This is a genomic window from Mycobacterium sp. SMC-15 (assembly GCF_045310925.1).
In the GTDB taxonomy this organism is placed as follows: domain Bacteria; phylum Actinomycetota; class Actinomycetes; order Mycobacteriales; family Mycobacteriaceae; genus Mycobacterium.
On the sequence record NZ_JBJIAJ010000005.1, the window covers coordinates 264,062 to 285,036 of the forward strand.

A 20,975-nucleotide genomic window follows, 5' to 3' on the forward strand; every position below is an offset into this window, starting at 1 on the left:
GCTAGCGCTCCAGCAGGAATTCCAGGTGAAGGCGGTTGAAGGTCTCGGGGTCCTCGTACTGGGGCCAGTGGCCGCAGCCGGGCATCAGTTCGAACCGGGCACCCGGGATCATCGAGGCAATCCGCTTGCCCTCTTCGACGTCGGCCGTCGGGTCATCACTGGTCCAGACCACCAGCGTGGGCGCCGTGATCTGTCCGTATTCGGCCGGCCCCAACAGATTGCGGGCACGGATCTGCGGGTCCTGCAACGCCATGATGTCGCGCATCGCGTCGACGAAACCCGGCAGGCGGTAGATCCGCTGACGGCTGGCGACGATGTCGTCGTAATCCTTCGTCTTGTCTGCCATCAACCACTTGATGCGCGCCTGCACTGTTTCCCAACTGGGATTCTCGACCGCAGCCATCGACAGCGTGATGATTCGCTTCATCACCTCGGGGTCGGCCTGGGAACCACCCGCGGTGTTGAGCACCAGTCGGTGGACGCGGTCCGGGTGGTCGATGGCGGCGCGCGCCGCCACCCACCCGCCGAGGGATTCGCCGCTGATGCTGGCCGTCCGAGCGCCGATCGCGTCCAGCACATCCACCAGGTGCGCCACGTAGTGGCCAACCTCGAGTGGATGACCGGGCTTGTCGGTGTAACCGTGACCGAGCATGTCCACCGACCAGGTCCAGAAGTGCTCGGCGTGGGCGGCGAGATTGCGCACGTAGGCCTCGGCGTGCCCTCCGGAGCCGTGCAGCAGCACCAGAACCGGCTTGGCCGGATCGCCGGCCCGCAAGTACCGGGTCCGCACTCCGCTCGCGTCGAGGTAGCCCTGCTCGAACGCGACGCCCTGGAGGTCACTCCAGACGCTCTCGAACTCCGGCACCGCCCACCTCTTCCCCAGCTCGTATGGAAATGTCATTCTCGTTTTGCGGCATATCAAACGTGCTTTTATCGCACACAGATGTACGTTATATTCAAGAGCATCACTCTCACGCGGGTGTATGTCAAGGAGGCCCTGCCGATGCCCACGCTGATGCCCGACGCGGCCGCCGAGACCGCGCGGGGTTCCCAGACACTGGCCCGGGGGCTGGCCGCCCTACAGGCCGTGGCTGCCGAGCCGCAGGGATTGACGGTCCAGCAGGTCGCCGACCGGGTAGGCGTGCACCGGACGATCAGCTATCGACTGCTCAACACGCTGACCGGCTTCCGGTTGATCGCCAAAGGAGACGACGGCCGGTACCGCTCGGCCGCCGCACTGGCCGTACTCGGAGCCTCGTTCGACAACAACGTGCGACAGCTTTGCCTGCCGACGCTCCGCGCGCTCGCCGACGAACTCGGGACCACGGTGTCACTGCTGGTCGCCGAGGGCGACCAGCAAGTGGCCGTCGCGGTCATCGTCCCCACCCAGGTCGGCTATCAACTCGCGTTCCACGAGGGCAGCCGCCATCCGCTCAGCCTGGGCGCCGCCGGGATCGCACTGCTGGCAGCCATGCCCGCGCGCCCCGGCGAACGCGACATCGTCCCGCAGACCCGGGAGCGCGGTTGGGTGGTCACCCACGGCGAGATCGAGCCCGGAACCTTCGGACTGGCCGTTCCGGTTCGCCGCCGCCCCCCGGCACCGCCGACCTGCATCAACCTGATCTCGCACCGCGAGGACGTGGTGCTGCGCGGCCGAGACGCCGTGCTGGCCGCAGCCGGCCGGCTGTCCGAAATCTTGAGCTGAAGCTGCCCGAGAGGAACATATTGATGTCAGCCGGCGCGCATGGCGATTGGGACGACGACGCTTGGGACAACTCAGTGGACGTGGTGGTCTTGGGCACCGGCGGTGCCGGATTCACCGCCGCACTCACCGCGGCCGTGCATGGCGCATCGGTGGCCCTCTACGAGAAGTCCGACACCGTGGGCGGCACCACTGCGGTGTCCGGTGGCATCGCCTGGATTCCGGCACACGATCGCGCTCCCGGGCTGACCGTCGAGGCAGCTATGGACTACCTGCGCGCCCAATCCTTCGGAGCGATGGACGACGCGCTGGTTTCGACGTTCGTGCGGACCGGCCAGGAGATGGTCGAGTTCGTCGAAGCCCACAGCGATGTCCGCTTCGAGGTCGCCACCGGCTTCCCGGACTACAAACCGGAGCTGCCCGGCGGACGCCCGTCCGGGGGGCGCTCACTGAGCCCGCTGCCCTACGACGTCTCCCGGGTGGGCTCCTGGCAGGACCGGATCACGGCGTTCCCCGCCGACTACAGCAACGTCGGGTTCGACGCCGAGACCCGTGCCCGGCTGCACGCCGACATCGAGGCAACAGCCGCGGGCGATATCTGCGTGGCCGGCACCGCGCTGATCGCCGGGCTGTTGCGCGGCGCGCTCGACGCCGGGATCACACCGCAGACCGGGTGCCGCGGCGTCGAGCTCCTCGCCGACGCCGAAGGCATCGCGGGTGTGCGGGTCGAAGGCGACGGCTTGACCCGCCGGGTGCGCGCCCGGCGGGGCGTCATCTTGGCCAACGGCGGCTTCGAATGGAACGCCTCCCTGGTGGAGGCGTTTCTGCGCGGGCCGATGCGCGGTGCGGTGTCACCGCCGAACAACACCGGCGACGCACTGCGCATGGCGATGGCGCACGGCGCGGACCTGGCCAACATGGGCGAGGCGTGGTGGGTCCCGATCGTCCGGATCCCCGGCGACACCATCGCCGGCGAGCAGCGCAGTCGCAGCGTACGGCTCGAGCGGACCCGCCCGCGCAGCATCATCGTGAACCGGGCCGGGCGGCGGTTCGTCAACGAGGCCTGCGACTACAACTCGATGGCCGGCGCCTTCCACTATCTGGAGCCGCGCGGCGGATACGTCAACGATCCGGCGTGGATCGTGTTCGACGCCGGGCACCTGCGCCGGTACGGATTCCTCGGTGTCGCACCCGATGGCACCGCACCGGACTGGTTCTCGCAATCGCCCGATCTGGCCGCCCTGGCCACCAAGACCGGGATCGACGCCGAGGGTCTGGCACAGACGGTGGCCGCCTGGAACCGCGACGTCGCGGCGGGGGCGGATCCCGACTTCGGGCGGGGATCCAGCGCCTACGACGGCTATTGGGGTGACGACCAGGCACGCACTGTCGCCGGGCGCACCTTGGGGCCCATCGACACCGCGCCCTTCTACGCCGTGCCGCTGTCCATCGGAGCCATGGGCACCAAGGGCGGACCACGCACCGACTCCGACGGCCGGGTTCTGCACGTGAGCGGACATCGGATCCCCGGCCTGTTCGCCGCGGGCAACGCGATGGCGGGAGTGACCGGCCGGGCATACGGCGGCGCGGGCGGCACCATCGGCCCAGCCATGGTGTTCGGCTTCCGGGCGGGGCGTGCGGCAGCGACCACCGACCCCAGGGGATGACGGGCCGGATGGTTCGCCGTCGCAAGCATCGCGGAAATGTTATTCTTCGCTACCAAGAATTTGAGTCTTTGCCCACGCGTCCGCTCCGGCGGGTGCAGCAGTGGAGGAGCCCGTGACAGGCAGGCAGGTCGCCGGATCGTCCGTGGTTGCGGGGATGGCGTTTGCCGCTGCGCTGGCCGCGGCCATCCCAGCGGGCGCCGATGACACGGCGCCGCACCGGGTGCGCTACTCCGTCAGTTCCACCGAGACCGCCCAGGCATACATCTACTACCGCGAAGTGCAACCACCCAACTTCGGCGAGTACAGCCACAACCCGTATCAATACAGTCCGAAGGCAGACGTCATCATCGGGCCGGGCCAGCCCTGGATCTTCGACACCACCCTGGCCAACCCCGAGGACTGGGCAATGGTGGTGGTGTCACTGCCCGCGATGCATCCCGCTCCGGGCGCGCCCGGGTTCGTCTGCGAACTGCGCATCGACGACGTCGTGGTCGCCACCGACGCCGGTACTAAGGGGGCGCTCTGCTCCCTCCGCACTTGGTGAGGGACCCTGGTGCTGGGTGGACAACGGACAGGAGAGGCGTATGCCGTCGCGTGATCCGGCGAAGCCGGGGGGGCCCAGAAAGCACGTCGGAAAGCACGCCGCCAAGCGCGCTTCGAAGGACGCCCTGACCCTGGCGGAGGCCGAGGCGAAGGCCGCCGAGGCGGCGGCGGAGTTGGCCCGCGCCCGCGCGGAGCTGCTGAAGGCACAGCAGGAGTCCGAGCCGGAATCCACGGCCGCGGTCGAGCCGGAAACCGCGCAGGTAGTCGAGACGTCGGCAGCGGTCGAGCCGGCCTCGGGCGTTGACGAGGGCGACGCCGAGCAGCCGGCCGAGCGGCCCCGGAAGTTCGCGCGCGCCCGCAACGTGCTGCCCTGGGCGGCGGCGACGCTGGCCGTGCTCACCATCGGTGGTCTGATCGCCGCGGATGTGGTGATGCTGGCTCATCACAACAGCGTGGCGCAGCGCCAGCACCAATTGGCCGAGTATGCCGCCGCCGCACGTCAGGGGGTGGTGACGCTGATGTCACTGAACTACGAAACCGTCGATGACAACGTCAAGGCGATCCTGGACAACTCAACCGGTGAGTTCAAGAAGGACTTCGAAGACCACGTCGGCGATTTCACCAAGGTGGCCCGCCAGTCGAAAACCGTCACCACGGTCGACTCGGCGGTCGCGGGGGTGGAATCGATGTCCGACAACGACGCCGTGGTGCTGGTCGCGGCCAACACCAAGGTCACCAATGTCGCCGGGGCGAAAGAAGAACCCCGTGCCTGGCGCCTCACCGTGCACCTGGCCCGCGAAGGCGACCAGGTCAAGATGTCGAAGGTGGACTTCGCGGCATGAGCGAATCCGACGAGGATGACGTGACCGTCGAAACCACCGAGGAGTCGGTGGGCGACCAACCGACCGCGGACGACGAGACCGTGGATGCCGCGCTCGGGGGCCAGGGACCAGTCGAGGACGCGGCCGAGTCGGCGGCACCGGCCGTCTCGACGACGCGCTGGATCGCGGCCGCGCTCACCGGGCTGCTGGTGGCCGCCGCGGCACTGACGTACTGGCTCTACTTCGGGGTGCTCGGTGCCGATCGGCAGCTCGGGCCCGCGGACGAACAGGCGGTGATGGCTGCCGCCGCCGACGGCGCGATCGCCATACTGACCTACGCCCCAAAGACGATGGACCAGGATTTCGCCACCGCCGAGAGCCACCTCACCGGTGACTTCCTGTCGCACTACATCGATTTCACCCAGAAGGTCGTCACCCCGGCAGTCAAGGAGAAGCAGGTACAGACGGTGGCCGCGGTGGTTCGCAAGGGCGTCGTATCCCTGCACCCCAGTTCCGCGGAGGTGCTGATCTATCTCAACCAGACCACGATCAGCAAGTCGATTCCGGACGGCTCGTTTTCGATGAGCAGCGTCAAGGTCGGCTTGGAGAAGCACGACGGCCGGTGGCTGATCTCCTCGTTCGACCCCGTCTAACCTGTTACATCCGGACCAGGGCGAACGTCCAGGTGTTCACCCCGCCCGGGCCATTCATACAGCCCACGTCGAAATGTGATTCGACGACACCGGCCAGTGTGTTCGCATCCCAGGTGTAGGTGTCGCGCGTCGGCATCGAGGGCCCGAACGGACAGTTCAGACCGTTGGGGTAATCCGAGGTGAACGAGTACCGACCGTCCACCAGTTTGGCGGTACCACCGTAATATCCGCGACCGAAGAAATGCGGCCGGTCGATCGCACTCACCGTCACGCAGCCGGTGGGCAGGTCGTCGAACTTGCCCATCGTCTCGCACGGGTAAGCCGCCCACACCCATGTCGCGTCGGTCCACCGGTTGCTCAGGACCTCGTAGTTGCCATAGCGCATGTCGGCCGCGGCGGTCGGTGCCACCGCGGTGGCGACGGTCAACGCACCTAGCACTGCACCGACAGTGGTTCGGAACATGGGCGAACTCCCTCGACTTACCAAGATTGTTGTCCCGCTAGAGGTCTCCGCGACGCCACAGCGACTCGCCGTCGGCGACACAGGTCAAGAAAAGTCCATCGGGTGCCTGCGCCACCTCGCCGGAAAACTCGTCACACTTGCTGTTCTCCTCTTTGATGCCGTGCATCTCCGGGGAGCGGAACCAGCGGGGCTCGTAGCGGCGCGGCGACGCGCAGTACACCAGCCTGCCCGGCAGGGTCGAGGCCCCTGCGACTGCGGACCCGAAGACGAAGTAGGTGGTGTTGGAGCACGGCGCACCCAGCACGACATTCGGCATGATTCCGGGTGTGCACGCCGGGACGTCGCACATCGGTACGTATGGGTCGGCGACCGCCGGCACCGCGGGCGTCACGCCGGCGATTGTGCCTGCGGCAAGTAGCGCCGCGACAAGCACTTTCATCACGCGAGTGGTCTGCATGGCCTCCCCTACCGCCTAGAGCCGCTCGACGGTCAGCGGCATGAGGATCACCGTGGGCTGGTTACGTCCACAGGCCCCCGAGACGCCGATCGTCCGGTCGTAGCCGACCAGCCGGTCGATGTTGCGTTTGTCGTACTGGCCGTTGGTGTCGCTACCCTGGAACTGGTAGCGCTGTCGGCCGGACGAGGTGGTGCCGTCCGGGCAGGTCTGCCAGTTCTCGTGGAAGCGGTCGACGATCCAGCGCGAGGTACGAAATTCCAGCGGAGCGGTCCAGCCCTGGTCGCTGCTCACCTGGCCGGTGCAGACGTGCGCATTCTCGCAACTGGAACTGAATGTCCATACCGACGTGACCGTGACCTCATTCATGAAGACCTCATTGGTCTTGGCCCAGTCCCCGTTCGAAATGACCCGGTAGGGGCCGTTGAGTTCGAAGCCCAGGGCCGCCTGCGCCGGCGGTGCCGGAGTCGCCCCGACGACCAGTCCGAAAGCCGCTGTAGCGACGATCAATTCACGTGCGCGCATTCGTCCTCCTCCGGCACTCAGTACGGCATCAGGTCGGTCCACGACTTGGGCCCGGAACCGGGCACCAGGTTCGTCTGCTGCTCGTAGCGCCCATCGGGGGTCATGTACTTGCCGGTGTTCGGGTCATAGGGCACCACCGCAACCGAAGGCGTCTGTTCACCGATCCCGGCGTTCCCAGCCAACGGCGGCGGCGCCGGCACCTCTGGCCGCGGAGAATCCGGTGATGTGCCCGATGGTGTGGCCCACGGCGGCAGCGGAGTACCCCCGACCGGGGCGAAGAGCCGGTCGCTGAAATCGACCCGGTCATCGACCGGGATGCCCTGCTTGAGCAGGTTCGGGTCGAACGCAGTGGGCCCGGTGAGGTGCTGGCGCATCGCAATCGGGACGAAACCCTTGGGGTCGTCGCAGAGTTCGACGGTCGGCGCGCGCTTGCCAGGATGCTCGATACACGGGAAGTTGCGGGCACCACGCACCGATACCGGTGAGTCCTGCGGCAGTTTGCAGTACAGGCCGTCGGGGGTGTCGATTGTGGTGGTGTCGGCCGGAGAACGCCATGACGACGGCGGCAGGAACCCCACTGTGCATGGGTTGGGGTCCCCGAACGTGAGGGTGAAGTCGCCCTGCGGCAGACCGGTCGGGTTGTTCTTGGGCAGACCGAACGACTGCTGGGCCGCAATGTAACCGGGCAGCAGCACCATCAGCTGCTCCAGCGACGGGTTGTAGACCATCAGGACCTGCCCGAGGGTGTTCAGGTTGGCCAGCAGGATAGGCAGCGTGGGCTTGAGATCCTGCATTAGGCCGGATACTTCGTCGGCGAATCCGGGGCCGCGTTGCAAGATGGCGCGCAACTGCGGGTCGTTGGCCGCTACCTGTTCGGAGATCCCGGCCACGCTGCGCGCCCAGGACCGGATCGCGTCGGTGCTCTGCACCTGCGAGTCCAGCAACGGCGCACTGTTGTCGACCAGCTTGCGCACCTTGTCCGAAACCCGGTTGGCATCACCGCTGATGGTGGTTGCCGAGTCCAGCAAGGACTGGAAGTCATAGCCGGCACCGTCGAAAGCGACGAATGTCTCGTCGAGCAGATTACTGAGTTGGTCCTTGGGAATCGAGTCGACCAGCGCACTGACCTGATCGAGCATCGGACCGACCTGTTGGGGGACTTGGGTGTCCGACGCCGCGATCACCGAGCCGTTGTGCAGGTAGGGGCCGCCATCGGTGCGCGGCAGCAGATCGACGTACTGTTCGCCGATTGCCGAAACACTGCGCACCGCGGCCACCAGATCGGCGGGCACCTTAGGTGATCGATTCAGTGACAACGTGGCACGTACCCCGCCCGGCGTCAGCTCGACCTTGGTCACCGTGCCGATCTGCACCCCGTTATAGGTGACATTGGAAAACCGGTAGAGCCCCCCGGTTTCGGGCAGGTCCAGTTTGACCACCACCCGGCCGATCCCGAGCATGGTCGGCACCTGCATGTAGCCGAAGAGCATGGCTGAAACGCCGATCACCGAAGCCACCAGGAAGAGGATCAGCTGAATCCTGACAAAGCGTGTCAGCATCTAGCCACCGCCTCCCGAGCCAACCGCTCCCGGCGGCAGGGCCTGGCCAGACGACTGCAGAATCGGCTCTTGCAGCGGGTCGTAGGAGTAGTTCAGATACCAGGGATCACCGGGCGCCGGAACCAGTTTCGCGTCCTCGTCGCCCCACTGCGTGCCGGCGAACATGGCCCGCTTGAGGCGGGGCTTGGTGAGGTCGAAGACGGCGAACAGGTTCAGGAAGTCGCCCCGCACGGCGCGCTCGATCGCATTGGGCCCGTACGGGAAGGCCGAGGCGTAGGCCACTGCCGAGTTGAGCTCCGGGCCGATGTCGGCCAGCGAACGCAACGCCGGTTCGATATGGATGAGGTCGGAGACCAGTTGGTGCCCGGAGTCGTTGACCAGACCCGCCGACAGATCGCCGAACTGGCCCAGCTTGGTCAACGCGGTGACGAACTTGGGACGCTCCTTGATCAAGACGTCGATGGCCGGCGGAATCTTGTTCAGCGCACGGTTGATGGTGTCACGCTGCCCGGCGAAGGTTGTGGCCGTCCGGTTCATCTCTTCGATGGCCTCGACGATGTTGTTCCGTTGCCGGTCCAGCGCACCGGTGAAGGTGTCCAGCCGGACGATCAGGTCGCGAATGTCGCCTTCCCGGCCTGCCATGGAAGCGCTGAAGTTGTGGATGATGTCACCGATCTGACCGAGTCCGCCCCCGTTGACCAACACCGCCAGCGACGAGAGGGTCTGCTCGGTAGAGGGATAGGTCGAGGAGTCGCTCAGCGGGATCTTGGCCCCGGACTTCAGCCGCCCCGTCGGCGCCTGCCCGATCGGCGGATTGAGCGCCAGGTGCATGGAACCGAGCAGGCTGGTCTGCCCGACGGTCGCCACCGCATTCGCCGGCACCTCGACGCCGGGGTTGACCGCGATGTCGACGTTGGCGTGCCAGTTGCTGACGGTCATCTTGCCGATACTGCCGATCACCACATCGGACAGCATCACCGGCGAATTGGATTCCAGCGTGCCGACATTGGCCAGCTCGACGGTGAAGTGCTGTGCCCCGGAACCGCGGCCCTGAACGCCCGGCAGCGCCATCGAGTTCAGGCCGCCGAAGGCACAGCCGGATGTGGTGCCGGCGACCAAGACGGCGACCGCAGCGCTGCGCCGCAGGGATTTCAGACCCATCATCATGGCGTGGGCACCCCCTCTGCCGGCAACGGTCCGGGCGGCGGCCCAGGCGGCGGCGGACCGCCCGGCAGCAGCATCCCGTCGAAGGTGGTCGGACTGGGCGGCGGTACACCGGAGATCAGCGCCGGCGTCGCTGCGGCGGGCAGTCCGTCCGGCGCGTAGGAACCGCGCGGTTGCAACGGATCCGTCCATCCGGGCGGGGGCGGGACGTCGCCGTTCAGCCCGGTGTAGGCCGAGATCGACGGCGTCTGTTCCGGCAGGTCTCCCGGGTGCTCGGCGTGCGGCATCAACGCCGGGTCGGTGTAGATCAACTTGTCCGGGCTGGCCGCCTTGGTCAGGTACGGAGACATCGGGAACGGGAGCCCGTTGAAATTCAGCAGCCGCATGGCCGGACCGAGGTACCCCTCGCACAGCTTGCCGGTCTCCGTCGACGTCACGTTGCCGATCGCGCCGGTCATGGTGCAGATCGCCTGCACCGGGTTGCTGAAGTTGGCGAACGCGAACGAACCCACCGGGGTTCCGCTGGTCACGTTGTACATGTTGAGCGTGTTGGCGATCGCGTTCGGGGTGATATGCAGGATATTGCGGATCGCATTCTTCGAATCGACCAGCGTCTGACTGACTTGGGCCACACCCTGCAGCGCCTCGGCGGTTTCGGCGCGGCTTCCCGCCACGAAATCCCGCACCGTGTCGATCGCACCGGCGAAGTCGGTGAGGGCTGCATCCAAGTTGGATCGACTGTCGTTGACCACACTGGTCAACGTCGCGAGCCGCGACTCGAACACCACGATCTGCTGATCGCTGTCGCGTAGCGCCGTCACGAATGTCTGCAGACCCGAGATGATGTCGACGATGTTGCCGCTGCCCTCGGCGAAGATCCGGGCCACGCCGGAGAGCTGCTTCAGCGTTTCGCGCAGTTTGGCGCCGTTGCCGTCCATCGCATTGGCCGCGCTGTCGATAAAGCGCGCCGCCGACGTTCCCGAAACGCCGCTGCGCGGCCCCAATTCGGCGGCAAGCCGGTTCAACTGGGTCTTGACCTCGTCCCACTCGACCGGGACCGCGGTGTGCTCGCGCGGGATCACCGCGCCATCAGCCATCGTCGGCCCGTCGCCGCGATGATAGGCGGGGGTCAGTTGGACGAACCGTGCCGCCACCAGGTTGGGTGCGACGATCACGGCCTTGGCCTCGGCCGGGACCGGCACCTTGTGGTCGACGCGCAGGGTGAGCTTGGCTTGAGTCCCTTGCGGTTCGATCCGGTCGATGGTGCCGACCTTCACCCCGGCAACCCGGACCTCGTCACCGGGATAAATCGCGGTCGCAGTGGAGAAGTACGCGGTGATCCGGGTCGGCTTCAGGACGGTCTGGCGGACAAGGATGCCTGCACCGGCCAGTAGCAGCAGTGCCGCCAGGGCGGCCGCCGCCATCTGCAGTGGTCTACGAGTCCTCATCGGGGCGGCAGGTCTCCTGGTTGTGGAATCCCATTGACCGGGAACGGCAGTTCGGCACGCGGTCCGGCATTGTCCGGCGGCTGACCGGCATCGACGCCACGACGGAATCCGAACGCGTAGTCGAAGAACGGCTGGAGCAACTGAGGCAGGAACAGGTTCGGGACATAGGCGCTGTAGTAAGCCCCGTTGGACACCGTCTCACCTTGGGTGAGTTCGTATTTCGCCAAACCGGGCAGCGCCTTGGCGAGGTTGTCCCGGTTCTTCACCAAGATCTTGTTCAGCTCGATGATTTTGTCCAGCGTCGGTTTGAGCTGTTCGTTGTTCTGAGCGACCAGTTCGGACAGCTGCCGCGACACCGCGGAGGTGCTGACCAACAGGTTGACGATGGCCTGCCGCCGGGTGTTGAGCACCTCGACGAGACTGTCGGCGTCCAGGATCAGCGAGTTGATCTGCTGGCTGCGTTCGGAGAGCACACCGGTCAGATCAGCCGCCGACTTCAACAGGTCGGCAAGGCCCTCATTGCGACTGTTGACTGCCCGGGACAGCCGGCTCAGGCCGTCGAACGTCGGCCCCAGCTGCGGGGCGATCTGGTCGATGGTCTCGGAGAGGGTGTCCAACGACCGGTTCAGTGACTCGGTGTCGGTGCCGGCGGTGTTCGTGGTGAGTTCGCCGACCACGTCGACCAGCGAGTACGGCGACGACGTCCGGGTGAGCGGGATGACCTCCAGCGGATGCATCTTGCCGCTGCCCGTCGGCTCCACGGTCAGCACCCGCTCACCGAGCAACGAACCGGTGCGGATGTGGGCCGTGGTCTGCGTCCCCAGTCCGTACTTGCCCGCCAGAGTGAAGGTCACCAGGGCGTCGCCGTTGTCGAGCGCTACGTCGGTCACCGAGCCGACCTTGATCCCCGACAGCGTGACGTCGGCACCAGTACTGAGGCCACCGGCCTCGGCGAACCGGGCCTGGTAGCGCACGCAGGTGGCCCACTGGATCAGCTGCTCGGGCTGCAGCCCGATCGCAACGATGAATGCGACGACCACGACGCCGATCAGGCCCATGCGCATCAGATGGCTGCCATGGTATTTCAGCATCGGCGGGTCCCCCGTCGTACCGAGGCGGCACCGGGCAGCACGGCGCTCAGTCGGTGTCGCTGCATCGGCCCTCCTCCGCTTTGATCCACGGGAACACCGCGGTACGGCCTTGGGTATCGCTGACCCGGATCTGGACCGCGCAGAGGTAGTACTGGATGAACCCGCCGTACGCCCCGAGCCGGATGGCCTTGCGGTAGTTCTCCGGCGCCTTCTGCAACGACATGTCCAGGCCGGCGAGGTCGGCGTTGATCGCGGTGGTCAACCGATCGACCTGAGTGATGGTGTTGGTCAGCGGATCGCGGGCGTTACCGAGCAGGTCCGCCAGCGACGCGGTGCCGCGGTCCAGGGCCGTGACCGCAGTCCCGATCGGGTCGCGGTCAGCCGCCAGCCCGGCCACCAGCTTGCTCAGCCGGTCGATCGCCCCGGAGAACCGCTTGTCACCGCCCGAGAGGGTGGCCAGCGTCGTGCGGAGCTGGTCGATCAGGGACTCGATCACTTGGTTGTTGTCGGCCAGGGAGTTCGAGAACGACGACGTCCGCGACATCAGGGAGTCGATGGTGCCGCCCTGACCCTGCATGATCTGGATCAGCGACGCCGTCAGCGAGTTGACGTCCTGGGGATTCAGGCCGCGGATCACCGGCTTGAGGCCGTTGAGCAGCAGGTCCAGGTCCAGGGCCGGCGCGGTCCGTTCGAGCGGGATCTGCCCTCCCTTTCCCAACAGCTGAGTCGAACCCGGCCCGTCGGCCAGTTCCAGGTAACGGTCACCGACCAGGTTCAAGTAGCGCACCGAGGCCTGCGTGCCGGTGGTGAGTGGGATGTTGCGGTCGGCCTGGAACTTCACCAAAACCGTTCCGTCCGGACGCAGCGACACGCCGCCGACCGTGCCGACCCGCACTCCTGCGACCCGCACGCTGTCGCCGGCCTTGAGCCGGGAAGCGTCGGCGAACACCGCCTGGTAGCCCACCGTGGGGCCGGTTCGGACCTCGGCGAAGATCGCGAACAGAAATACCGTCGCCAGCGCCATCACCACGGCGTAGATGCCGAACTTGATCAGCGTTCCCATTCCGCTTCTCATCCCGGCATCCCCACCTGGGCGCTGTTGCGCGGCGGACCGCCGATCGGCCCGAACAGCGCCTGCTTGAGGCCGTCGGAGTTGAGCAAAATGCCCTGGTTGCCGTATTCGTACGGGTTGGCTCCGGTGTCGGCGATCAACGCGGGCACCCGATACTCCGGCGGTACATCGGGCAGGCCCAGTTCCGTGCAGTAGGAACGGTCGGAGCGGGCCGCCACCTTCGGTAGATGATCGGGGTAGCGGTAGCGTTCCTTGGCCAGGGTGAAGCTGGCGGTGATGATGATGCCGGGGACGTCGAACGGCGGGGATTTGGCGAACGGCACCAAGCCGCCGATCGCGCAGCCGAGCTCGTCGTGGTACTTGTCCAGCAACGCGGCGGTCGGCTCCAGTACCTGCGTCAAGTCGGTCAGGACCTGCCGATTCTCTCCCAGTACCTCGTTGCCGGTATCGGCCAGCCCGATGGCGCTGAGCAGGAAGCTGTCCAAGCTGTTCTGCTCTTGCACAACGCTCTCACTCATGGTGCTGGTGGCGTTCAGTGCGGCGGTCAGGTCCGGTGCCGCGTCGGCGTAAGAACGAAACACCGGAGCCATGGTGGTGGCCTCGTGTTCGAGGGTGCCCAGGCTGGGCTCGATCTCGGCCAGCAGCTTGTCGAAGTCGGTGAGCGCCTGCCCCAGCTTCTGCCCGCGTCCGTTGAACGCCGTCGAGACCGCACTCAGAGTCTCGTTCAGCTTCTTCGGGTCGATCTTGTCCAGGACCCGCACCAGTTGTTGGAACACCGTGTTGATCTCGACCGTGACATGCTCGCCCGCCAGGACCTGGCCGGCGTGCATGCGGGCGGTGACCGGTTCGGGCGGCGGCACCAAATCGACGAACTTGGCTCCGAACACCGTCGAGGAGGCTATCCGGGCGCTGACGTTGGCCGGGATCAGCGGCAGTTGTCCCGGTTCCATCTTCAGATGCAGGACGGCGGTGCCATCGGGCTTGGCCTCGATGTCGCCGACCTTGCCGACCTGCACACCGCGGATCTTGACCTTGGCGTCGGGGTACATCACCAGGCCGGCGCGCTGCGAGAGCACCGTGACGGGCACCGTGCGGGTGAAACTGCCCCGGAACAAGCCGATCGGCAGCCCGATCGCTGCCGCGATCGTCAGCACCGTCGCCAGCCCGATCAGCGGACGCAGGTACGCCGGCGGCTGGCGCCTGGCACCGGCGGGCCGATGCCGGCCCGCGGCGGCGGACCGTCGGTCCGGGTCGTGGAGGTCGCCGCCCAAGGGTGGATCCGCCGTCGCTCCCAGAACCATTACCGCTCCATCACCGCGGCGTCGAGGCAGGCGTCATCGTGAGCCGAGATCAGTGCTCCCACACCACTAGGCACCACCGCTGCCGCCCCTTCCACGATGGTTACCGCCGACACCGCGGCCCGACCCCCGAAGAGTTCTACGCACTGTGCCACACCAGTGGCACCCGACGGGTGGCCTTTGCGAGTCAAGCAGCACGGCATTGCGATTCCCCAGCTCCTACCCGATGACCTAGGTGACCGCGCCGACGGTCTTGAGTTCGATGATGCGGTCCCAGTCCAGGCCGAGCTCGACCAGGATTTCATCGGTCTGCTCGGCGAATCCGGGTGCCGGACCGGTCGCTGGGGCGGCCACGTCGAACTGCACCGGATTGGCCACCAACTCCAGTTCACCGGCCTGCACGATGTATTCGTTGGCGCGGATCTGCGCGTCCGCAGCAGCCTGCAGGGTGTCCTGCACCGGCGCCCACGGGCCGGCCAGGGTGGCGAAGCGCTCGCTCCACTCCGGCAGCGTCCGCTTGGCCATTGCCGCGCGCAGGATCTCCACGGCGGCCGGGGTGTGCTCGGCGAACGACTGCGCGGTGGCGAACCGCGGATCGTCGATGTAGTCGTCGAGTTCCATGTGCTGGCACACGTCGGCCCAGAACTTGGTGGGTTGCATCATGACAAACGAGATGTAGCGCTCGTCGGCGGTCGCGTAAACCCCGACCAGCGGGTTGATCGGCGAACCATGCACACCGGGCGGCTGCTGGATCAGACGCTCGCCCAGATGACTGGTCAAGGCGACGGTATGGCCCATGGCCCAAAGGCCGCTGCCCAGCAGAGACACGTCCACCACCGACGGCTCGCCGGTGCGCTCGCGCTGGAACAGTGCCGCCGCGATACCGCCGGCCAGATTGGTGCCGGAGATGGTGTCCCCGTACGCGGGTCCGGGCGGGCCGATCATGCCCTCGATGCCGGGCGGGGTGATGGTGGCGGCGGTACCGGCGCGACACCAGAAGGCGGTCATGTCGTAGCCGCCCTTTTCCGATTCGATACCGCGGGGGCCCAGCGCGCTGCCGCGGGCGTAGATGATCTTCGGGTTGACCGCACGGATGTCCTCGACGTCCATGGCGAACTTCTTGCGATGGCCGGGAAGGAAACTGGTCAGGAAAACGTCTGCGCGCTTTGCCAGTTCGAGCAACACCTCACGACCCTCGGGCGTCGACACGTCCAGGCCGATGCTGCGCTTTCCGCGGTTGGCGTGCTCGATGTTGGGGTTGGGGTCGCCTTCGACCCGCAACATGCCGGTCTGGCGCAGCCCGCGCTGCGGGTCGCCGGTCACCGCGTGCTCGACTTTGATGACCTCGGCGCCCCACTCCGCCAGCACCGCACCGGCAGAGGGGACGAACCCGTACATCGCGACTTCCAGGACGCGAACGCCTTCGAGCGGTCTCATCCGCCTGCTCCGGCTACCGGCACCGCGAACGTCTTGCTTTCCAGGAATTCCTCCAGCCCGGCGATACCCATCTCGCGGCCGATCCCGGACTGTTTGTATCCCCCGAACGGCGCGTCGGGGCTGAAGTAGTTGCCGCCGTTGATCGAGAACGTTCCGGTCCGGATCCGGCGGGCCAGCGCCAGCGCCCGATCCTGGCTACCGAAGACCGCACCGGACAGTCCGTAGATCGAGTTGTTGGCGATCCGGACCGCGTCGTCGTCGTCGTCATAGCCGATCACCGTCAGCACGGGTCCGAAGACCTCCTCCTGGGCGATCTCGCTGTCCGGGTCGACATTGGTCAACAGCGTTGGGGTGTAGAAGAAGCCGGGATCGACCTTCTCCCCGCCAGTCACCAGGGTGGCACCGGCGGCCACCGCGCGCTGCACCATGGCATCGACCTTGTCGCGCTGCTTGGCGCTGATCAGCGGACCCATGTAGGTCTTGGGGTCGGTGGGGTCGCCGTAGCGCACGTGGGAGAAGTTCGTCTTGATCATCTCGACGATCTCGTCGTGATGACTGTTGGGTACCAGCAGCCGCGACGTCAGGGCACAGCCCTGGCCGGCGTGGGTCACCATCGAGAACGCAGCGAACACCGAGGCCATGTTGAAGTCGGCGTCGTCGAGGACAATCGCCGCGGACTTGCCGCCCAGCTCCAGGAAGACCCGCTTGAGTGTCCCGCTGGCAGCGGACATGATCGCCCGGCCGGTCGGGGTGGATCCGGTGAAGGTGACCATGTCAACGTCCGGGTCGGTGGTCAGCGCGGCGCCGACCGCGGGGTCTGACGAGCTGAGGACATTGACGACGCCGGCCGGGATGTCGGTGTGGTTGGCGATCAGTTCGCCGAGCGCCAGCGTCACCAGCGGAGTATCGGGCGCGGCCTTGAGCACCAGGGTGCACCCGGCGGCCAGCGCGGGCGCCAGCTTCGCCAGGGCCAGCTGGTTGGGGTAGTTGTAGGCGATGATCGCGGCGACGACGCCCGCGCCTTCCTTCTCCACCCAACGGTGGTGCAGCATTCCGCGGCTCTCGACGTTGCCGAGGTCTTCGGTCATCGGATAGTTCTTGAGCAGATCGGCGTAGTAGCGGACGATCGCGATCGGCTGGTCGAGCTGAGCACCCTGGGTCAGCGCCGGCGTCGCGCCAACCTCGGCGATGGTGAGCGCGGCGAATTCGTCACGATGCTCGACGAGTGCACGGTGCAGTTGATCCAGGCAGCGGACCCGCAGGTCGGTGTCGGTCGCCCAGTCACCCTCGTCGAAGGCCCGGCGTGCCGCCGCGATGGCCGCGACCGCGTGCTCGACGCCGGCCTCGGGGGCATAGCCCAGGACTTCTCCAGTGGCCGGGTTGAGCGAGGCATAGGTGGCGTCCGCCTCCACCAGCTCACCGTTGATCAGCAGTCGCCGGTCGACAACCTGTCCTGTGGAGCCGTCGGCGGTGGTGTCTGCCGTGTCCTGCGAACGCATCAAGCCTCCCGGGCGGGTAACTAGATTCTCATCTGCGGCGAATCATACATCTCATATGTGAGAACTCAAGGGTGTGCGAAAAGCGTTGCAACCTGCACTTCTACGGCGAGAGTTAATGCGGCTACGGCATTTTCGCTGCTGAGAGGGGGTCCGGATGGACCTTGCCAGAATCCGCTAAGCGAGAGTACGATTCTCAACGCTCGGAAAGGAGATTCTTTGTGACCGAGACGGGCCTCGTGAGGACTGCTGTCGTGACCGGGGGCGCCTCGGGCATCGGTGCGGCAGTCGTGAGCCGATTGCGCGCCGCCGGCCACCGGGTGGCCATCATCGACCTCAAACCGGACGGTCAGGATCTGGCCTTCGCCGCCGACGTGACCGATCGCGGGCAGATCGACACCGCACTGACGCAGATCCGCGAACAGCTCGGTCCGGTCACCATCCTGGTCAACGCCGCCGGCAAAGACGGTTTCAAAAAGTTCAGTCACATCAGCTTCGAGGACTGGCAGCAGATCATCGATATCAACCTCAACGGCGTCTTCCACACCATCCAGGCGGTGCTTCCCGACATGGTCGAAGCCGGCTGGGGCCGCATCGTCAACATCTCCTCGTCGAGTACGCATTCCGGGACTCCTTATATGGCGCACTATGTTGCGGCCAAGTCCGCGGTCAACGGGCTCACCAAGACCTTGGCGCTGGAGTACGGGCCGAGCGGTATCACCGTCAACGCCGTGCCGCCGGGCTTCATCGACACCCCCATGCTGCGCAATGCCGATCGCCAAGGGTTCCTCGGCAACATCGAGGACAACATCGCGAAGACCCCGGTACGGCGTATCGGCAAGCCCGAGGACATCGCCGCGGCCTGCGCTTTCCTGGTGTCCGAGGAGGCCGGCTACATCACCGGACAGATCCTCGGCGTCAACGGCGGCCGCAATACCTGACCTTCACCACATTTCGCCAAGCCAAGGCGTGCACAGACACCAACGAAAGGAACAGCAGTGGGACGCGTTGCCGGAAAGGTCGCATTCATCACGGGAGCAGCCCGCGGGCAGGGTCGCAGCCATGCACTGCGGCTGGCCGAGGAAGGCGCCGACATCATCGCCGTCGACTACTGCACCGACTTCGAGACCATCGGCTACAAGATGGCCACCCCCGAGGATCTCGAGGAAACCAAGAACTTCGTCGAAAAAACCGGTCAGCGCTGCGTCATCGCCCAGGCCGACGTCCGCGATGCGGCCGCACTCAAGACAGCGCTGGAAGCCGGCATCGCCGAGCTGGGCAAGCTGGACATCGTTGTGGCACAGGCCGGTATCGCCGGCATGAAGGGTCAGCCACCACTGCAGGCGTGGACCGACGTCATCAACACAAACCTGGTCGGCACCATGAACGCCGTCCACGTCGCGCTGCCGCACCTGAAGGAAGGCTCCGCGATCGTGGCGACCGCCTCGGCCGCCGCGCTGATGGACGCACACAGCAAGCCCAACCCGGGTGGCGACCCGGGCGGCATGGCCTACATGACGTCCAAGCGGATGATCTCGCAGTTCATGCACGACCTGGCCACCGAGCTGTCCCCGCGTGGCATCCGGGCCAACGTGATTCACCCGACCAACTGCAACACCGACATGTTGCAGAGCGAGCCGATGTACCGCTCGTTCCGCCCCGACCTCGAACACCCGACCCGCGCCGACGCCGAACCGGTCTTCTATGTCCAGCAAGCGATGAAGGTGCCGTTCATCGAACCCGAAGACATCTCCAACGCGGTGCTGTGGCTGGTCTCCGACGAGGCTCGGTACGTCACCGGGATGCAGCTGCGGGTCGACGCCGGTGGATATCTCAAGTGGTACGACTACCACATCTGATGACGCCCGTCGTATCCCAGCGCACCGAAATCGGTTGAAAGGAGCGAGAACATGAAGGTTTCCGTTGATGGCCAGCGATGCCAGGGCCACACGCTGTGCGCGATGATCGCGCCCGACTCCTTCGTGCTCAACGACATTGACGGCACCTCTTCGCCGGTGTCCGAAGTGGTTCCGGCCGATCAGCAGGACGCCGTGCGTGAGGCCGCACACTCCTGCCCCGAACAGGCCATTCTCATCGAGGAATGAATAGGGAGGATTCCTTGAGCGTCAACGATTCACTCGCCGCGACCGGCCAAGACGATGCGCCCGACGATCGGAAGAAGAACACCTTCTTCTTCGATCGGCACGCCCCGGAGTACCGCGATCAGTTCGAAGAGATCACCAACGAGATGCAGGCCAAGTGCCCGATGGCGTGGAGTCCCACGTACAACGGGCACTGGGTGGCGGCCGACAGCAAGCACGTCTTCGAACTGGCCCGCTGCCCGGTGGTCTCCAACCATCACGACATCAGCGGCGAAACACCCTTCCAGGGCATCACGATCCCCAAGGCCAGCCGCGCAACGGTGGTGCGCGGCGGCATCCTGGAGATGGATGAGCCCGAGCACAGCGCCTACCGCGGCGCACTGAATCCGTATCTGTCCCCCGCCGCGATCAAGCGGTGGGTGCCATTCGTCGACGAGATCACCCGCGCCGCACTCGATGAGCACATCGAGTCGGGCCAGATCGACTTTGTCGAGCATCTGGCCAACGTGGTTCCCGCGGTGTTCACCCTCGCGATGATGGGCATCGAGCTCAAGAAGTGGAACGTCTACAGCGAGCCCACCCACGCCTCGGTGTACACGCCCGAGCACTCGCCCGATCGCGAGAAGATCAACGAGCAGCACCGCGAAATGGGTATCGACATCATCAACAACATGATGGAGATCCGGGAGAACCCGCGTCCAGGTCTGGTCAACGCGCTGATGCAATTCCGCATCGACGGTGAGCCCGCGCCCGACATCGAGATCCTGGGCAACCTGGGTCTGGTCATCGGCGGCGGTTTCGACACCACCACGGCGCTGACCGCGCACGCGCTGGAATGGCTCGGCCAGCACCCATCCGAGCGCACCCGGCTCAGCGAGGAGCGCGCAACGCTGCTGGACCCGGCGACCGAGGAATTCCTGCGGTTCTTCACCCCCGCGCCCGGCGACGGCCGGACGTTCGCCGAGGACGTCGAGGTCGAGGGGCAGCAGTTCAAGCAGTACGAGAGGCTGTGGCTGTCGTGGGCGATGGCCAACCGCGACCCGGCGGTCTTCGAGGATCCGAACCGGATCATCATGGACCGTAAAGGCAACCGGCACTTCAGTTTCGGCCTGGGAGTGCACCGCTGCATCGGGTCCAACGTGGCGCGCACGGTTTTCAAGTCGATGGTGACCGCGGTGCTCGACCGGATGCCCGACTACCAGTGCGACACCGAAGGTGCGGTGCACTACGACACCATCGGCGTCATCCAGGGCATGCGGAACCTGCCGGCCACTTTCACCCCGGGCAAACGGCTCGGGCCGGGGCTGGACGAGACCCTGGAGAAGCTGCAGCGGATCTGCGATGAGCAGGAGTGCGCGCGCCCGATCACCGAGCTCAAAGAACAGGTCGTCATCGACTGACGTTCCCCGCGCGAGCAGACCCAGAATCGCACCCGAGGTAATCGCTTCGTGCGATTCTGGGTCTGCTCGCGGGGTCTAGC

Annotated in this window: 21 protein-coding genes and 1 pseudogene; 9 read left to right on the forward strand and 13 right to left on the reverse strand. The window is 66.2% G+C overall.

Annotated features, from left to right (window positions below):
* Nucleotide 1: 1 nt before the first annotated feature.
* On the reverse strand, nt 2–865 hold the full coding sequence (locus ACJH71_RS10020) for an alpha/beta fold hydrolase (RefSeq protein WP_406757854.1): 864 nt from the start codon (nt 863–865) through the stop codon (nt 2–4).
* A gap of 138 nt (nt 866–1,003) precedes the next feature.
* Here ACJH71_RS10020 and ACJH71_RS10025 point away from each other — a divergent pair, with 138 nt between their 5' ends.
* The 5 genes from ACJH71_RS10025 to ACJH71_RS10045 all read left to right on the forward strand — a co-directional run bounded on the left by ACJH71_RS10025 (nt 1,004) and on the right by ACJH71_RS10045 (nt 5,386).
* The gene (locus ACJH71_RS10025) at nt 1,004–1,705 is read left to right on the forward strand and encodes a helix-turn-helix domain-containing protein (protein ID WP_406757855.1); all 702 of its coding nucleotides are present in this window, start codon (nt 1,004–1,006) and stop codon (nt 1,703–1,705) included.
* A gap of 23 nt (nt 1,706–1,728) precedes the next feature.
* Entirely contained in the window at nt 1,729–3,369 is a 1,641-nt protein-coding gene (locus ACJH71_RS10030; protein ID WP_406757856.1) for an FAD-dependent oxidoreductase, read from the forward strand.
* Between the two features lie 154 nt (nt 3,370–3,523).
* A complete protein-coding gene (locus ACJH71_RS10035) occupies nt 3,524–3,913 on the forward strand; it encodes a hypothetical protein (protein WP_406757930.1) in 390 nt (129 codons plus the stop codon).
* A 40-nt stretch (nt 3,914–3,953) separates the two neighbouring features.
* On the forward strand, nt 3,954–4,754 hold the full coding sequence (locus tag ACJH71_RS10040) for a VirB8/TrbF family protein (protein WP_406757857.1): 801 nt from the start codon (nt 3,954–3,956) through the stop codon (nt 4,752–4,754).
* Nucleotides 4,751–5,386 carry a twin-arginine translocation pathway signal gene (locus ACJH71_RS10045; RefSeq protein ID WP_406757858.1) on the forward strand — a complete coding sequence of 212 codons (636 nt, stop codon included), beginning with the start codon at nt 4,751–4,753 and terminating at the stop codon, nt 5,384–5,386. Before ACJH71_RS10040 ends, ACJH71_RS10045 begins: the two co-directional genes overlap by 4 nt.
* Nucleotides 5,387–5,390: 4 nt before the next feature.
* On the opposite strand, the gene ACJH71_RS10050 is transcribed toward ACJH71_RS10045, so the two are convergent.
* The 12 genes and pseudogenes from ACJH71_RS10050 to ACJH71_RS10105 form a co-directional block, all read right to left on the reverse strand.
* Nucleotides 5,391–5,849 (reverse strand): hypothetical protein, encoded by a 459-nt coding sequence (locus tag ACJH71_RS10050; protein WP_406757859.1) that lies wholly within the window; start codon nt 5,847–5,849, stop codon nt 5,391–5,393.
* A 37-nt stretch (nt 5,850–5,886) separates the two neighbouring features.
* Nucleotides 5,887–6,306, reverse strand: coding sequence for a hypothetical protein (locus tag ACJH71_RS10055; protein WP_406757860.1), 420 nt, complete (start codon nt 6,304–6,306; stop codon nt 5,887–5,889).
* Between the two features lie 15 nt (nt 6,307–6,321).
* Complete coding sequence (locus ACJH71_RS10060; RefSeq protein WP_406757861.1) at nt 6,322–6,828, reverse strand: hypothetical protein; 507 nt, start codon at nt 6,826–6,828, stop codon at nt 6,322–6,324.
* 17 nt (nt 6,829–6,845) lie between these two features.
* A complete protein-coding gene (locus tag ACJH71_RS10065) occupies nt 6,846–8,387 on the reverse strand; it encodes an MCE family protein (protein WP_406757862.1) in 1,542 nt (513 codons plus the stop codon).
* Nucleotides 8,388–9,551, reverse strand: a complete 1,164-nt coding sequence (locus tag ACJH71_RS10070; protein WP_406757931.1) for an MCE family protein — start codon at nt 9,549–9,551, stop codon at nt 8,388–8,390.
* The gene (locus tag ACJH71_RS10075; protein ID WP_406757863.1) at nt 9,551–10,999 is read right to left on the reverse strand and encodes an MCE family protein; all 1,449 of its coding nucleotides are present in this window, start codon (nt 10,997–10,999) and stop codon (nt 9,551–9,553) included. The genes ACJH71_RS10070 and ACJH71_RS10075 overlap by 1 nt, the downstream gene beginning before the upstream one ends.
* A complete protein-coding gene (locus tag ACJH71_RS10080) occupies nt 10,996–12,090 on the reverse strand; it encodes an MCE family protein (protein WP_406757864.1) in 1,095 nt (364 codons plus the stop codon). Before ACJH71_RS10080 ends, ACJH71_RS10075 begins: the two co-directional genes overlap by 4 nt.
* Nucleotides 12,091–12,136: 46 nt before the next feature.
* Nucleotides 12,137–13,165 carry an MCE family protein gene (locus ACJH71_RS10085; protein WP_406757865.1) on the reverse strand — a complete coding sequence of 343 codons (1,029 nt, stop codon included), beginning with the start codon at nt 13,163–13,165 and terminating at the stop codon, nt 12,137–12,139.
* Complete coding sequence (locus ACJH71_RS10090) at nt 13,162–14,463, reverse strand: MCE family protein (protein WP_406757866.1); 1,302 nt, start codon at nt 14,461–14,463, stop codon at nt 13,162–13,164. The genes ACJH71_RS10085 and ACJH71_RS10090 overlap by 4 nt, the downstream gene beginning before the upstream one ends.
* Nucleotides 14,463–14,651, reverse strand: a pseudogene (locus tag ACJH71_RS10095) (hypothetical protein); the annotation flags it as partial. The pseudogene ACJH71_RS10095 and the gene ACJH71_RS10090, both read right to left, overlap by 1 nt.
* Before the next feature lie 40 nt (nt 14,652–14,691).
* Nucleotides 14,692–15,897 (reverse strand): CaiB/BaiF CoA transferase family protein, encoded by a 1,206-nt coding sequence (locus tag ACJH71_RS10100; RefSeq protein WP_406757867.1) that lies wholly within the window; start codon nt 15,895–15,897, stop codon nt 14,692–14,694.
* Nucleotides 15,894–17,396, reverse strand: coding sequence for an aldehyde dehydrogenase family protein (locus tag ACJH71_RS10105; protein ID WP_406757868.1), 1,503 nt, complete (start codon nt 17,394–17,396; stop codon nt 15,894–15,896). The genes ACJH71_RS10100 and ACJH71_RS10105 overlap by 4 nt, the downstream gene beginning before the upstream one ends.
* Nucleotides 17,397–17,632: 236 nt before the next feature.
* On the opposite strand from ACJH71_RS10105, the gene ACJH71_RS10110 reads away from it, so the two are divergent.
* The 4 genes from ACJH71_RS10110 to ACJH71_RS10125 are packed head-to-tail and all read left to right on the forward strand — an operon-like array spanning nt 17,633 to nt 20,895.
* Entirely contained in the window at nt 17,633–18,334 is a 702-nt protein-coding gene (locus ACJH71_RS10110; RefSeq protein ID WP_406757869.1) for an SDR family NAD(P)-dependent oxidoreductase, read from the forward strand.
* Between the two features lie 57 nt (nt 18,335–18,391).
* Nucleotides 18,392–19,252: a mycofactocin-coupled SDR family oxidoreductase gene (locus ACJH71_RS10115; protein WP_406757870.1), complete on the forward strand. Its 861-nt coding sequence runs from the start codon at nt 18,392–18,394 to the stop codon at nt 19,250–19,252.
* A gap of 51 nt (nt 19,253–19,303) precedes the next feature.
* A complete protein-coding gene (locus tag ACJH71_RS10120) occupies nt 19,304–19,498 on the forward strand; it encodes a ferredoxin (protein ID WP_024440885.1) in 195 nt (64 codons plus the stop codon).
* A gap of 14 nt (nt 19,499–19,512) precedes the next feature.
* Nucleotides 19,513–20,895, forward strand: coding sequence for a cytochrome P450 (locus tag ACJH71_RS10125; RefSeq protein WP_406757871.1), 1,383 nt, complete (start codon nt 19,513–19,515; stop codon nt 20,893–20,895).
* Nucleotides 20,896–20,975: the final 80 nt, after the last annotated feature.

What these genes read in the sequence shown, in the direction of transcription:
- ACJH71_RS10025 (WP_406757855.1), top strand. Translation starts at nt 1,004, where the DNA reads ATGCCCACGCTGATGCCCGACGCGGCCGCCGAGACCGCGCGGGGTTCC.
- ACJH71_RS10030 (WP_406757856.1), top strand. Translation starts at nt 1,729, where the DNA reads ATGTCAGCCGGCGCGCATGGCGATTGGGACGACGACGCTTGGGACAAC.
- ACJH71_RS10035 (WP_406757930.1), top strand. Translation starts at nt 3,524, where the DNA reads ATGGCGTTTGCCGCTGCGCTGGCCGCGGCCATCCCAGCGGGCGCCGAT.
- ACJH71_RS10040 (WP_406757857.1), top strand. Translation starts at nt 3,954, where the DNA reads ATGCCGTCGCGTGATCCGGCGAAGCCGGGGGGGCCCAGAAAGCACGTC.
- ACJH71_RS10045 (WP_406757858.1), top strand. Translation starts at nt 4,751, where the DNA reads ATGAGCGAATCCGACGAGGATGACGTGACCGTCGAAACCACCGAGGAG.
- ACJH71_RS10050 (WP_406757859.1), bottom strand. Translation starts at nt 5,849, where the DNA reads ATGTTCCGAACCACTGTCGGTGCAGTGCTAGGTGCGTTGACCGTCGCC.
- ACJH71_RS10055 (WP_406757860.1), bottom strand. Translation starts at nt 6,306, where the DNA reads ATGCAGACCACTCGCGTGATGAAAGTGCTTGTCGCGGCGCTACTTGCC.
- ACJH71_RS10060 (WP_406757861.1), bottom strand. Translation starts at nt 6,828, where the DNA reads ATGCGCGCACGTGAATTGATCGTCGCTACAGCGGCTTTCGGACTGGTC.
- ACJH71_RS10065 (WP_406757862.1), bottom strand. Translation starts at nt 8,387, where the DNA reads ATGCTGACACGCTTTGTCAGGATTCAGCTGATCCTCTTCCTGGTGGCT.
- ACJH71_RS10070 (WP_406757931.1), bottom strand. Translation starts at nt 9,551, where the DNA reads ATGATGGGTCTGAAATCCCTGCGGCGCAGCGCTGCGGTCGCCGTCTTG.
- ACJH71_RS10075 (WP_406757863.1), bottom strand. Translation starts at nt 10,999, where the DNA reads ATGAGGACTCGTAGACCACTGCAGATGGCGGCGGCCGCCCTGGCGGCA.
- ACJH71_RS10080 (WP_406757864.1), bottom strand. Translation starts at nt 12,090, where the DNA reads ATGCTGAAATACCATGGCAGCCATCTGATGCGCATGGGCCTGATCGGC.
- ACJH71_RS10085 (WP_406757865.1), bottom strand. Translation starts at nt 13,165, where the DNA reads ATGAGAAGCGGAATGGGAACGCTGATCAAGTTCGGCATCTACGCCGTG.
- ACJH71_RS10090 (WP_406757866.1), bottom strand. Translation starts at nt 14,463, where the DNA reads ATGGTTCTGGGAGCGACGGCGGATCCACCCTTGGGCGGCGACCTCCAC.
- ACJH71_RS10100 (WP_406757867.1), bottom strand. Translation starts at nt 15,897, where the DNA reads ATGAGACCGCTCGAAGGCGTTCGCGTCCTGGAAGTCGCGATGTACGGG.
- ACJH71_RS10105 (WP_406757868.1), bottom strand. Translation starts at nt 17,396, where the DNA reads ATGCGTTCGCAGGACACGGCAGACACCACCGCCGACGGCTCCACAGGA.
- ACJH71_RS10120 (WP_024440885.1), top strand. Translation starts at nt 19,304, where the DNA reads ATGAAGGTTTCCGTTGATGGCCAGCGATGCCAGGGCCACACGCTGTGC.